Here is a 13,267-nt window from a genome sequence, read left to right as displayed (position 1 = left end):
TCTACGGATTCTTTTTCCAAAAACCGGATGATTTTCGGAGTTAAAAAAACGCGCAAATTCCCTCGCCGCCGGGCGGCGGGGGAATTTGCGCGTTTGAACGGCGTAGGCGGCCGCGGCGGGCATGGAGCAGGCACGGATGCAACCGATGGCTGCATACGGACTCAATCCCGGCTCTGAATGACCAATAACAATCCGCTTTCGATCGAGACGGTGCCCGAGGGGCCCGACAGCTTGTTGCTGACGGACAACGATTGCCCCTGGCGAAGCGTCGCGTTCTCGAGCGGATACTCGAAACCTTCCAGCGTAACCCCGCTCACTTCCATCGTGGCGGGAATGAGGGACACGTATGTAAATCCGCGGTCTTCGACGACCAGTTGGCTGCCGGTCAGCTGAATATAGTTGTTGCGGTCGCGGATCGTGCAGACTACCTGCCGGCGCAGCGCGCGAATAAGCAGCTGCACGTTGGCCAGCGTATGGTCCATCCGTCCGCCCGTCACGCCGAGCATGACGATCTCCGACGGCCGCTCGTTCAACGCCAGCTCGAAAGCGAGTTCCGTGTCCGTATAATTTTTGTCGACCGGGTCGCAGGTGTCGATCCGTCCGCTGAGCACGCGGATGCGCTCCGCGTCTTCGGGCGAGACCGAATCGAAATCGCCTACCGCGATATCCGGGCGAAGCCCGCGTTCGATCAGCATGAGAGCGCCGCGGTCGGCTCCGATGAGCAGGTCGCCGGGGCGGATATAATCCAGATAGTCGTCGGTCCACAATCCGCCGGATACGATAATGACGCGTGTGTCGTTCATGACGCAGTTTCTCCTCCTTTCGGGTTCGGTACTTTTGTCGAAACAAGCAGGCTTGCTGTGCTGATATCCAGTATAGCGGACACAGGGCGAAGCGTACAACGAACTTCGAAGGCGGCCGTCGTTTCAAGGTCGGAGAGTCGGCCGCCGCAAGGGTTGCGTTTCGCAAAAAAGTTTTGAAGGCGTTTGCAGCATTGTCAAAAATAAGCGCGTTGGAGAGCGCTTATCGGGTTAAGAAATAGAGGAGTGCGTCCGGCAGTTCTTTTTGCCAAAATCCCCACAGATGTTTGCCTTCCTTTTCCATATAATGCACCTTCGCTCCACGGTCCAGCAGCAGGTCGCGCGTTCGGCGGTTAAGGTCGACGAAATCGAATGTGCCGTGATCGGTTTTGTATTCATTTTCCTGCAGGCCGACGATCATGTACGTGTCCAACCATCCCAGATCTTCCTCGCGGGCAATGATGTCCTGGGACTCTTCGTAGTAGGCGCCCGAGAGGCTGATGATGCGCGGGAACTCGCCCGGGTATAACAGCGACAGATGCAGCGACATCGAACCGCCGAGCGAATCGCCGGCCAGGATACGGTCGTCGCCGCGAACGCGGTATTTCTGCTCGACGAACGGAATGATCTCCCGCATGATGCAGTTGACGTAGGCTTCGTGCCGGTCGCCGAACGGCGCGTATTCGGCCGTGCGCGTCTTGACGTCCACTTCGATGCCGACGACGATGAACGGTTCCACGCCTTCGTCGAGAATGAGCTGATTGGCATAGGTCGCGATACGGCCGAAATTGAAAAACTCTTCGCCGTCCTGGCAGTACACGACCGGATAGCTGAGTACTTCATTGTAACCGGGAGGAAGGTAGATGCGCAGCGCCCGGTCTTCGTTCAGAAAGGCGCTGGCAATGACTTCTTTCACAATCGTACGTTTGAGATAACGGGAATCGGTCATGGGAAATCGCTCCTTGGGTTCGGTATGGGTGCGCATTTTGCATGCGCTTTACATGGCGGTCCGGAATGCGGTAAGATTGTGACTGTGCGGACGCTAAGACGTGAAACGTTCGAATTAGCTTTCTTGTTATACTAATCTTGTATTCCTGTTATATATACAATCACAGAAATTAATGAATAAATATGGTTAATTTCTTTGACTCCGCTATGGAACAGGTGTATAATAATGATATAACAGAGGGCCAAGATATTCAAATTTTTTATTGAGGTGAAAACAATGAGCAAGGTTCCTTATGAAGTGTATACGGAAGAAGTCGAGGCTCTTTCCGTTCTGTCGCCGGATGGCGAAATTGTTAACGAAGCATTGATGCCGGTTCTGACCGACGATCAATTAAAAGAAGTTATGCGTCGCATGGTATTTACCCGTACTTGGGACGAGCGCGCAATCAACCTGGGCCGTCAAGGCCGCCTCGGTTTCTACGCACCGGTATCCGGTCAGGAAGCGACGATGGTCGGCAGCGAATTCGCTCTGGAAAAAGAAGATTTCGTCTGCCCGGGCTACCGTGACATCCCGCAGCTCGTATGGCATGGACTTCCGCTGTACCAAGCATTCCTGTACTCCCGCGGTCACCAGCACGGCGGACAGATTCCGGAAGGCGTAAACGTTCTGATGCCGCAAATCATCATCGGCGCGCAGATCCTGCACGCAATGGGTATCGCAATGGGCTTCAAGCTCAAAAAGCAAAAGCAGGTCGCGATCACTTACACGGGTGACGGCGGTTCGTCGGAAGGCGACTTCTACGAAGGCCTGAACTACGCGGGCGTCTACAAACTGCCTGTTATCTTCTTCGTGCAAAACAACGGCTACGCGATCACCACTCCGTTCGCGAAGCAAACCGCTGCCCTGTCGATCGCCCACAAAGCGGTTGCAGCCGGCATCAAAGGCGTAAAAATCGACGGCATGGACGTTCTGGCCGTTATCAAATCGGTTCAAGACGCAGCCGAGCGCGGTCGCAACGGTGAAGGCGCGACGCTGATCGAAGCCGTCACTTACCGCTTCAAGCCGCACTCCCTTTCCGACGATACTTCCAAGTACCGGACGAAAGAAGAAGAAGGACAATGGAGCGAAAAAGATCCGTTGACCCGTTTCGCGAAATACCTGGAGAAAAAAGGACTTTGGACAGCCGACGATACGGAACGCGTAAGAGCGGAAGCCAAAGAAACCGTAGCCGAGCAAATCAAGAAGGCGGAGAAAACGGAGAAAATGACCGTTTCCGGCCTGATCGATTCGATGTTCGAACATACCCCTAAACACCTGGAAGAGCAAAAAGCGGACTTCCAGTAAAAGAATCGGTTCCGGTCGGAGCGGCCCCTATGGCGCTCTGCCGAACCTTTTACCTGCGCATATAAGTGTGAACTTTTTATAGAGCAAGATTCCAGCGAACGTAACGTTAAGGAGGAAATGTAGCAATGGCACAAATGAACATGAAAGAAGCAATTCGCGACGCAATGCGCGTGGAACTCAAGCGCGACCCGAACGTGCTCATCTTCGGTGAAGACGTGGGTAACGTAGGCGGCGTATTCCGTGTAACGGAAGGGCTGCAAAAAGAATTCGGCGAGGAGCGCGTATTCGATACGCCGCTGGCCGAATCCGCGATCGGCGGCATGGCTGTCGGTCTGGGCGTTCAGGGCTTCCGCCCGATCGCCGAAATCCAATTCGTCGGCTTCATCTTCGAAGCTCTCGACCAAATGATCGTTCAAGCGGCGCGCATGCGTTACCGTTCGGGCGGCCGTTACAACTCGCCGATCGTATTCCGTACGCCTTTCGGCGGCGGCGTAAAAGCGGCAGAACTTCACACCGACGCGCTTGAAGGCCTGCTCGTTCAAAGCCCGGGCATCAAAGTGGTCGTGCCTTCCAACCCTTACGACGCAAAAGGCCTGCTGATCTCCGCGATCCGCGATAACGATCCGGTCTTCTTCATGGAACACTTGAACCTGTACCACGCTTTCCGTTCCGAAGTGCCGGAAGGCGAATACACGGTTGAACTGGGCAAAGCGAACATCGTTCGCGAAGGTTCGGACGTAACGATCCTGACTTACGGCATGTGCGTACACACTTCCGTCAAAGCTGCCGAGCAGCTGGAAAAAGAAGGCATCCACGCCGAAGTCATCGACCTGCGCACCCTGAACCCGCTCGACATCGACACGATCGTGACTTCGGTCAAGAAAACGAACCGTGCCATCGTCGTTCAGGAAGCTCAGAAATCTGCCGGCATCGCGGCTGAAGTCATCGCTCAAATCAACGAAAAAGCCATTCTTCACCTGGAAGCTCCTGTACTGCGCGTGACTCCTCCGGATACGGTTTACGCTTTCGCGCAAATCGAGGATGCATGGCTGCCGACTCCTGAGCGTATCATCACGAACGTGAAGAAAGTTCTTGAATTTTAATTAGTAATATCCAGAAGGAGGTAGTGCAACGTGGCAAAATTCGAATATAAATTCCCAGAACTCGGCGAAGGCCTGCACGAAGGCGAAATCGTCAAAATGCACATCAAAGCCGGAGACAAAGTCACCGACGACGACATTATCATGGAAGTGCAAAACGATAAAGCGGTTGTCGAAGTGCCTTGCCCGGTAAACGGCACGGTACTCGAAGTTCGCGCAGCGGACGGAGAAGTTCACCATGTGGGCGACGTGATCGCGATCATCGAAGCCGAAGGCGAACTGCCGCATAACGACGAAGAAACGGCACCGGGTCCGCAAGCGGACGCGGCTCAAGAATCCAACGCTGCGGTAGGCGGCGTGGATACGAAGTCTTCGCCGGCGACAGCCGATCCGTCGGAATCGCAAGCTTCTTCTTCGCAAGGTTCGGCAAGCAACAAATTCGCCTACAAGTTCCCGGAACTCGGCGAAGGCCTGCATGAAGGCGAAATCGTCAAAATGCATATCAAAGTCGGAGACAAAGTTACCGATGACGACATCATCATGGAAGTGCAAAACGACAAAGCGGTCGTCGAAGTACCTTGTCCGGTAAACGGCACCGTACTCGAAGTTCGCGTAGCGGACGGAGAAGTTCACCACGTTGGCGACATCGTGGCGATCATCGCCGTTGAAGGCGAAATGCCGGAAGGTTCGGAAATGATCGAAGAATCGGCTCCGGCCGCCGAAGCGAACGCTCCGACCGCAACTTCCCCGGTTGCCGCTCCTGCAGCAGCATCGAGCCGCGAAGTGCTTGCAACGCCAAGCGTACGCAAGTTCGCCCGCGAAGAAAGCGTCGATCTGAGCCAGGTTCAAGGCACAGGCAAGAACGGCAAAATCTCGCGTGAAGACGTCGAGAACTTCAAGAAAAACGGCGGACAAGCTCCAGCCGCAGCAGAAGCCGCTCCGGCTGCCGCTTCGACCGAAGCTCCGGCTGCCGCAAAATCGGAAGCTCCGGCAAAAGCGGCATCCGCGCCTGCAGCATCGGCATCCGCTGCCGACGAAGAGCGCGTACCGTTCAAAGGCATCCGCAAAGCCATCTCGAACGCGATGGTCAAATCGGCTTACACGGCTCCGCACGTTACGATCATGGACGAAGTCGACGTAACCGAACTGGTCGCTTTCCGTACCCGCATGAAACCGCTGGCCGAGAAGAAAGGCATCAAAGTCACTTACCTGCCGTTCATCGTCAAGGCTCTGGTTGCCGCTGTACGCGAATTCCCGGCTCTGAACGCTTCGATCGACGAAGCGGCCAACGAAATCGTCTACAAAAAGCACTATGACATCGGCATCGCGACAGACACCGAAAACGGTCTGATCGTACCGGTCGTCAAAGACGCCGACCGCAAAAGCGTGTTCAAGATCGCGGAATCGATCAGCGATCTGGCCAAACGCGGCCGCGACGGCAAGCTTGCTCCGAACGAGATGAGAGGCAGCACGATCTCCATCACGAATATCGGTTCCGCAGGCGGCATGTTCTTCACGCCGATCATTAACTATCCGGAAGTGGCAATCCTCGGTACGGGCCGCATCAGCGAAAAAGCTATCGTAAGAAACGGCGAAATCGTAGCCGCTCCGATGATGGCTCTGTCCCTGAGCTTCGACCACCGTCTGATCGACGGCGCTACTGCACAAAATTGCATGAACTATCTTAAATCCCTGCTCGCTAATCCCGAGCTGATGGTAATGGAGGTATAAACAATGGTAGTAGGAGACGCTTCCCTGGATATTGACACATTGGTAATCGGTGCCGGACCCGGCGGCTATGTAGCCGCCATCCGCGCCGCTCAACTGGGACAACAGGTTCTGATCGTGGACAAAGCCGAACTCGGCGGTGTCTGCCTCAACCGCGGTTGTATTCCTTCCAAAGCTCTGATCTCGGCTGCGCACAGCTTCGAAAACGCGCAGCACGGCGAAGCTTTCGGCATTACGGCAAGCGACGTTAAAGTCGATTTCGCCAAAACCCAAGAGTTCAAAAACGGCGTCGTCAAGAAAATGACGAACGGCGTAAGCGGACTGCTCAAAGGCAACAACGTTGAAGTCTTCAACGGCGAATGCATGTTCATCAACGAAAACGAAGCACGCGTATTCAACGATCACGAATCGCCGCGCTACCGTTTTAAGAACTGCATCATCGCGACGGGTTCCCGTCCGATCGAATTGAAGCCTTTCCCGTTCGGCGGACGCATCCTGTCGTCGACCGAAGCGCTGAACCTGCCTGAGATTCCGAAAAGCCTTATCGTCATCGGCGGCGGCTATATCGGTGCCGAGCTGGGCCAGATGTACGCGAAGTTCGGCACGAAAGTGACGATCATCGAAGGTCTGGACACGGTTCTGCCTGGTTTTGACAAAGACATGACGAACCTCGTGTCGAAAACCATGAAGAAAAACGGCATCGAGATTCACGCGAATGCCAAAGCCGAAAGCGCAACGCAAACGGACAAAGACGTAACCGTGAAATTCTCGGTAGGCGGAGAAAGCCAGGAAATCACGGCTGACTACCTGCTCGTAACGGTTGGACGTCGTCCAAACACCGACGGCGAACTGGGTCTGGACATGATCGGCGTTGAGCTCGACGAGCGCGGCCTGATCAAAGTCGACCAACAAGGCCGTACCAGCATTCCGCATATCTTCGCAATCGGCGATATCGTGCCTGGCCTCGCGCTGGCACATAAAGCTTCGTACGAAGGTAAAGTGGCTGCCGAAGCGATTGCCGGACATCCGGCTGTCGTCGATTACAAGTGCATGCCTGCCGTGGTCTTCACGGATCCGGAATGCTCCAGCGTCGGCCTGACCGAAAAAGAAGCCAAAGAAAAAGGCTTCAACGTCGTGGCAGGTAAATTCAGCTACGGCGGCAACGGCCGTGCCGTATCGCTGAACCATCCGGAAGGCTTCGTGAAAATCGTAGCCGAAGAAAGCACCGGCGTCGTATTGGGCAGCCAAATCGTCGGTCTGGAAGCGACGAACATGATCGCCGAAATGGGTCTCGCCGTCGAAATGGGCGCAACCCTGGAAGATTTGGCCCTGACTATCCACGCTCACCCGACACTGGGCGAAATCGTGATGGAAGCGGCCGAGCTGGTTTTGGGTAACCCGATCCACGCAATCGCTCCTAAAAAACGCTAATTTCAAAAGTATGAATTCATAAAAGCAAAGTTCGGAATTCCCGTTTTACTCGGACTCCCCGAATTTTGCCCAAGCAAAGCGGGCGCCTACAGGCGTCCGCTTTTTCATGTGCGCCTTAAATTTCTTTGTCGAAAAAAGATGAAATTTACCGGTGAATTCGGTTTTTTCATCCTCGCGGGGCCTATTCTTTTTTGCGGCGGACGTGATAAACTAGACGAACGAGCATTTGCTTTCGGCTTTACAAAATAAGAACGACGAATAAGGGCGGTTTCTCGCGAGAAGAGAACGAATGCCCTGGAACAGAGGTGGCTTTTTTTGCGTAAATATTTGGATTTGCTGCAGGATATTTTGGATCACGGGACGGAAAAAGGAGACCGGACAGGGACCGGCACGGTGTCGGTATTCGGCCGCCAGCTGCGGTTCGACCTGACGGAAGGTTTTCCGCTGCTGACAACGAAAAAACTGCATCTGAAGTCGATCGTACACGAACTGCTGTGGTTCCTCAAAGGCGATACGAACGTCGGCTATTTGCAGGAAAACGGGGTGCGGATCTGGAACGAATGGGCCGACGAGAACGGCGAGCTGGGACCGGTATACGGTTCGCAGTGGCGCGCCTGGGAGACGCCGGACGGCCGGAAGATCGACCAGATCTCGCAGGTGATCCATTCGATCAAGCACAATCCCGATTCCCGCCGCCATATCGTAAGCGCCTGGAATGTGGCCGAGATCGACAATATGAAGCTTCCTCCGTGCCATCTGCTGTTCCAGTTCTACGTGGCGGACGGCAAGCTCTCCTGCATGCTGACGATGCGTTCCGTCGATACGTTCCTCGGCCTGCCGTTCAACATTGCGAGCTATGCGCTGCTCACCCATATGATCGCGCAGCAGTGCGGCCTTGAAGTCGGCGAGTTCGTCTGGTCGGGCGGCGACGTGCATATTTACTCCAACCATATCGAGCAGGTCCGTACGCAGCTGCAGCGACAACCGGGCGAGCTGCCGCAGCTGCGCATAGTGCGCAAGCCGGATTCCATTTTCGATTACCGCTACGAAGATTTCGTGTTCGAAAATTATGATCCGCAGCCGGGCATCAAAGCGCCGATTGCGATCTAGGAGGGCCTTATGCCGACAATTACGCTTATTTGGGCCCAGGACGAGAACGGGCTGATCGGTCGGGATAACACGCTTCCGTGGCGCCTGCCGGCCGATATGGCTTATTTCAAACGCGAAACGCTGGGCAAGCCGGTAGTGATGGGACGCAAAACGTGGGAGTCGTTCGGTTCCAGACCGCTCAAAGATCGTCCGAACCTCGTGCTGACGCGCGATGTTTCTTATGCCGCGGAAGGGGCGCAGGTTGTGCATACGGCCGAAGAAGCGCTCTCTGCCGCAGATGGGGAAGAAGTGATGATCATCGGCGGGTCGCAGGTGTACGAGCTGTTCCTGCCGCTGGCCGATCGGCTGCGCGTGACGCGGGTACATGAAGCTTTTGCAGGGGACACGCATTTTCCGGAGCTAGACTGGTCGGGCTGGACGCTCGTGCACACGGAAGAAGGCGTGCAGGACGAGAAGAACACGTACCGTTACGTTTTTGAGATTTACGAACGTTCTACACAAAATGCAAATTAATTTCCGTATAATCTATTTCAAATGACGAACGAAAAATGATATTATGGTTGAAATATATCGCTTGTGATAGAATAGAGAACAAAAATCAAGAACTTATGCGGATGGGGGAAACGTTCGATGTCTACACCTACTGGATTTATGGAATATAAGCGTCAGCTGCCAACGGATCGCAATCCGCTTGAACGCATCAAAGATTGGGAAGAATTCCATAAACATATGTCGGAAGAAGAACTGCGTACGCAGGGAGCGCGCTGCATGGACTGCGGAACGCCGTACTGCCACGTGGGCGTGAACATGAGCGGCGGCACTTCCGGCTGCCCGGTGCACAACCTGATTCCGGAGTGGAACAACCTGGTCTATCGGGGATTGTGGAGAGAGGCACTCGACCGTCTGCATAAAACGAATAACTTCCCGGAATTTACCGGCCGCATCTGTCCGGCTCCGTGCGAAGGTTCTTGTACCGTCGGCTTGATCGGCCAGCCGGTTACGATCAAGAGCATCGAAGAAGCGATTATCGAAAAAGGGTTTGCGGAAGGTTGGGTACAGCCCGAACCGCCCAAACACCGCACCGGCAAAAAGATTGCTGTTGTCGGCTCGGGACCTGCGGGCCTGGCCTGCGCGGCGCAGCTGAACAAAGCGGGACATTCCGTGACCGTCTACGAGCGTTCCGACCGCATCGGCGGCCTGCTGACGTACGGCATTCCGTCCATGAAGCTCGAAAAGGACATCGTGCAGCGCCGCGTCGACCTGCTGGCGGCCGAAGGCATCACGTTCATTACGTCGACGGAAATCGGCAAAGACATTCCGGCGCAGCAGCTGACGGACGAATTCGACGCCGTCGTACTTTGCGGCGGTGCAACGAAACCGCGTGAATTCAACATCGAAGGCAGCCATCTCAAAGGCGTGACGTACGCGATGGACTTCCTGAACGGAACGATCAAAAGTTACCTTGATTCCAATCTGGAAAACGGCGAATACATTTCGGCGGCGGGCAAAGACGTGATCGTCATCGGCGGCGGCGACACCGGTTCCGACTGCGTGGCGACTTCGCTGCGTCACGGCTGCAGCAGCATTACCCAGTTCGGCACGCACAACAAAGCGCCGCTGGAACGCGACATTCTGGCCAACCCGTGGCCGCAGTTCCCGAACGTGTACACGCTCGATTATGCGCAGGAAGAAGCGAAAGCGATCTTCGGCGACGATCCGCGCGAGTTCTCGATCATGACGACGAAGTTCGTCGGCGACGACGAAGGCAATCTCAAAGAACTGCATACGGTGCAAATTCAGCGGATCGTCGACGAAAACGGCCGCAAAATCTACGCACCGATCGAAGGAACCGAGAAAGTGTTCCCGGCTCAAATGGCGCTGATCGCGATCGGCTTCGACGGACCGGAGCAGACGCTGGCGAATCAGCTCGGCCTGCAAACGGACCGCTGGACGAACGTCAAAGCCAAATACGGCGAATACAAAACGAATTCCGACAAAGTGTTTGCCGCAGGCGATATGCGCCGCGGACAAAGCCTCGTCGTCTGGGCGATCAACGAAGGCCGCGAAGCGGCTCGCGAAGTGGACAAGTTCCTGATGGGAGCCACGGTTCTCGTCTAATCGCTTGGCAGCAGGAGCGGCCGCGGACAGAGTGACCAAGCAGATCTACTCTGTTCCAATTAGCGGGAAATGAAAGGGTCGTACACCGGTACGGCCCTTTTTCATGTCATTCAGCAACCTTTTGTCATATTATATTACACATAAAGCGAAAAATCTATTCGTTATTTTCTTTTTTTGCATACAAGTTATTTTAACTAACACATACCTAACTCTATAGACGATTCAGCCATTTTGTTCTCTTTTCAAGGCGGTAGCGAAAAACGAATCTGCATGCTAAAATGAGGATTCGGATAGCGGTTCGAACGTACGCAATAAACGGGGCCAGGCCGGCCGGGAGGACAGCTCTCGGCTTTTTGCTTGCTTATTCCACAGGAGGAGATCAATTTGCTGCTAATTATTGCGGAAAAACCCGATCAGGGAGCCAAGCTGGCGGCGCCGTTCAAGCACAAAAAAACACAGGGCTATATCCAAATCGAGAAATGCCCGACTTTTCCGGACGGGGCTTATGTCAGTTGGGCGGTCGGGCATATTTGCGAGCTTGTTCCCCCGGAAGAATACGATCCGGCGTACAAGCGGTGGAGCCTGAACAGCCTGCCGATTTTGCCGGGCAAATTCAAACATCGCATCACCCCGTCCAAAGCCAAGCAGTTTAATCTGCTGCAGGAACTGCTCAAGCGTCCGGAAGTGAACGGAATCATTATCGCGAGCGATGCCGGGCGGGAAGGCGAATATATCGTCCGCATCGTCATCCAGCTCAGCGGAGTCAAAAAGCCGATGAAGCGGCTGTGGATTTCTTCGCTGACGCCGCGCGCGGTCGAGCAGGGATTTGCCAATCTCAAAGACGAGAGCGAGACGCGCAATCTGTATTACGAAGCGGTCAGCCGCTCGTGCGCGGATTGGCTTGTCGGCATGAACGGCTCCCGGGTCTACTCCCTGCTGTTCCAGCGGCGCGGCGTGCAGGGCGTGTTCTCGACGGGACGGGTGCAGAGCCCGACCCTTGCGCTGATCGTCAACCGGGAGAAAGAGATTGCCCACTTCAAGCCGGAACCGTTCTGGGAAGTCAAAGCCCGTTTCGCGATCGGCGGGGCGGAGTATGAAGGCACCTGGTTCAAAGGCGAAGAGACGCGTCTGAAAACGCCGGAAGAAGCCGAAGAGATTCGGGCGCGCTGCGCAGGCAAAGACGCCGTCGTCGAATCGATCGAGACGGAGCGCAAAGAGTTTCAGCCGCCGCAGCTGTTTTCCCTGTCGTCGCTGCAGGCGTCGGCCAACCAGATTTTCAAATATTCGCCGCAGGATACGCTGAGCGCTTTGCAGCAGTTGTATCTGGACGGCTACATTTCGTACCCGCGTTCGGATTCGTCGTACGTGACGGACGAGGAAGCGAAGCAGTTTCCGGACATTTTGAATAAACTGCAAAGCTTCAATGAACTCAAAATTTTCCTGCCGGCACCCAAATCGACACTGATCGGCAACAAACGCTACGTAAATGCTTCCAAAGTCGGGGATCACTACGCGATCATTCCGACCGAGCAGGTACCGCAGCCGGGCAAGCTTCAGGGCATGAACCTTAACTTGTACCTGCTGATCGCCAAGCGTCTGATCGCCGCGCACGAAGAGAAAGCGATCATCGACTACACGAATCTCGTGACGATGGTAGACGGGTGCGATCCGTTTATGACGAAAGGCAAAGTGATCGTGCAGGAAGGTTGGCGCAAAGTGCTGTACGACAACGCGGCGAAAAAGAAAGCGAAAAGCAGCCGGGAAGACGATAAAAGCGACAAAGAAGAAGACGACGAAGATCTGTCCGTGCTGCCGCCCGTCCAAAAAGGCGATGCCGGCACGGTGGCGGACGTCCAGGTCAAAGAAGGCAAGACCCAACCGCCGAAGCGTTATACCGAAGGACAGCTCATCACTTTGATGAAGACGGCCGGCAAGCATCTGGACAATGCGGAGTTGGAAAAAGTATTGCAGCGTACCGAAGGGTTGGGCACCGAAGCGACGCGTGCGGGCATTATCGGCGGACTCAAAGACCGCCAGTATATCGACGTCCGCAAAAATATGGTGTACGCGACGAACAAAGGCACGGTGCTGATCGAAGCGCTCGGCCAAAGCGTGCTGGCTTCGGCCGAAATGACGGCGAAGTGGGAGCAGCGGCTCGGCGAGATCGGACGGGGGCAGGAGTCGCCCAAAGCTTTTATGGAACAAGCGCAGCGGCTCGCCCAGAAGATCGTGTCCGACGCGGTCGCGGCCGAGAAAGACTGGACGTTCACCGTCGAACTGCCCAAAAACGAAGAACGTCCGGCCTACGGGAAAAGCGCGGGGAACCGCGGCGGATCGAACGCCGGACGCGAGGATCGCGGCGGGGCGGCGGAGCTTGGCGCGTGCCCGATCTGCGGCAAACCGGTCGTCGACAAAAAGAACTTCTACGGCTGCACGGGCTATCCGTCCTGCACGTTTACGTTTTCCAAAAAAATTCTCGGCAAAGCGATCTCGGAGACCCAGGTCAAACGGCTGCTCGACAAAGGGGAGACGCTGATGCTCAAAGGATTCAAAAAAGGCGAAAAAACGTTCGACGCGGCGCTTGCCTGGAACAGGGAACAGCAAAAGCTCGACTTTTTATTCGCCGACCGCGGAGGCAAACCGGACAAGCCGGAGCAGGCCAAGCGGGGCTCGTAAATGCGGACGTA

At 55.2% G+C, this 13,267-nt stretch carries 10 protein-coding genes; 8 read left to right on the top strand and 2 right to left on the bottom strand.

All coding sequences use genetic code 11. From position 1 onward, the window contains the following. Nucleotides 1-161: 161 nt before the first annotated feature. Together FFV09_RS22595 and FFV09_RS22590 are read right to left on the bottom strand one after the other, a co-directional pair. Nucleotides 162-803, bottom strand: coding sequence for a thiamine diphosphokinase (locus FFV09_RS22595; RefSeq protein ID WP_141449944.1), 642 nt, complete (start codon nt 801-803; stop codon nt 162-164). A 220-nt stretch (nt 804-1,023) separates the two neighbouring features. Next, complete coding sequence (locus FFV09_RS22590; RefSeq protein ID WP_141449943.1) at nt 1,024-1,749, bottom strand: alpha/beta hydrolase; 726 nt, start codon at nt 1,747-1,749, stop codon at nt 1,024-1,026. 276 nt (nt 1,750-2,025) lie between these two features. On the opposite strand from FFV09_RS22590, the gene pdhA reads away from it, so the two are divergent. From pdhA to FFV09_RS22550, 8 genes are all read left to right on the top strand, one after another. Then, nucleotides 2,026-3,093, top strand: a complete 1,068-nt coding sequence (pdhA, locus tag FFV09_RS22585; protein WP_141449942.1) for a pyruvate dehydrogenase (acetyl-transferring) E1 component subunit alpha — start codon at nt 2,026-2,028, stop codon at nt 3,091-3,093. Between the two features lie 125 nt (nt 3,094-3,218). Next, on the top strand, nt 3,219-4,196 hold the full coding sequence (locus FFV09_RS22580) for an alpha-ketoacid dehydrogenase subunit beta (protein WP_141449941.1): 978 nt from the start codon (nt 3,219-3,221) through the stop codon (nt 4,194-4,196). Between the two features lie 30 nt (nt 4,197-4,226). Beyond that, complete coding sequence (locus FFV09_RS22575; RefSeq protein ID WP_141449940.1) at nt 4,227-5,924, top strand: 2-oxo acid dehydrogenase subunit E2; 1,698 nt, start codon at nt 4,227-4,229, stop codon at nt 5,922-5,924. Between the two features lie 3 nt (nt 5,925-5,927). After that, a complete protein-coding gene (gene lpdA / locus FFV09_RS22570; protein ID WP_141449939.1) occupies nt 5,928-7,352 on the top strand; it encodes a dihydrolipoyl dehydrogenase in 1,425 nt (474 codons plus the stop codon). Nucleotides 7,353-7,667: 315 nt separating this feature from the next. Next, complete coding sequence (locus FFV09_RS22565) at nt 7,668-8,462, top strand: thymidylate synthase (RefSeq protein ID WP_141449938.1); 795 nt, start codon at nt 7,668-7,670, stop codon at nt 8,460-8,462. Nucleotides 8,463-8,471: 9 nt separating this feature from the next. After that, nucleotides 8,472-8,975: a dihydrofolate reductase gene (locus tag FFV09_RS22560; protein ID WP_141449937.1), complete on the top strand. Its 504-nt coding sequence runs from the start codon at nt 8,472-8,474 to the stop codon at nt 8,973-8,975. 117 nt (nt 8,976-9,092) lie between these two features. Continuing rightward, nucleotides 9,093-10,580: a glutamate synthase subunit beta gene (locus FFV09_RS22555; protein WP_141449936.1), complete on the top strand. Its 1,488-nt coding sequence runs from the start codon at nt 9,093-9,095 to the stop codon at nt 10,578-10,580. A gap of 384 nt (nt 10,581-10,964) precedes the next feature. Beyond that, nucleotides 10,965-13,256, top strand: a complete 2,292-nt coding sequence (locus tag FFV09_RS22550) for a DNA topoisomerase III (RefSeq protein ID WP_141449935.1) — start codon at nt 10,965-10,967, stop codon at nt 13,254-13,256. Nucleotides 13,257-13,267: the final 11 nt, after the last annotated feature.

Source organism: Saccharibacillus brassicae (assembly GCF_006542275.1).
GTDB lineage: Bacteria > Bacillota > Bacilli > Paenibacillales > Paenibacillaceae > Saccharibacillus > Saccharibacillus brassicae.
This window is presented reverse-complemented; position numbering and strand designations above follow the sequence as displayed.

What these genes read in the sequence shown, in the direction of transcription:
- FFV09_RS22595 (WP_141449944.1), bottom strand. Translation starts at nt 803, where the DNA reads ATGAACGACACACGCGTCATTATCGTATCCGGCGGATTGTGGACCGAC.
- FFV09_RS22590 (WP_141449943.1), bottom strand. Translation starts at nt 1,749, where the DNA reads ATGACCGATTCCCGTTATCTCAAACGTACGATTGTGAAAGAAGTCATT.
- pdhA (WP_141449942.1), top strand. Translation starts at nt 2,026, where the DNA reads ATGAGCAAGGTTCCTTATGAAGTGTATACGGAAGAAGTCGAGGCTCTT.
- FFV09_RS22580 (WP_141449941.1), top strand. Translation starts at nt 3,219, where the DNA reads ATGGCACAAATGAACATGAAAGAAGCAATTCGCGACGCAATGCGCGTG.
- lpdA (WP_141449939.1), top strand. Translation starts at nt 5,928, where the DNA reads ATGGTAGTAGGAGACGCTTCCCTGGATATTGACACATTGGTAATCGGT.
- FFV09_RS22560 (WP_141449937.1), top strand. Translation starts at nt 8,472, where the DNA reads ATGCCGACAATTACGCTTATTTGGGCCCAGGACGAGAACGGGCTGATC.
- FFV09_RS22555 (WP_141449936.1), top strand. Translation starts at nt 9,093, where the DNA reads ATGTCTACACCTACTGGATTTATGGAATATAAGCGTCAGCTGCCAACG.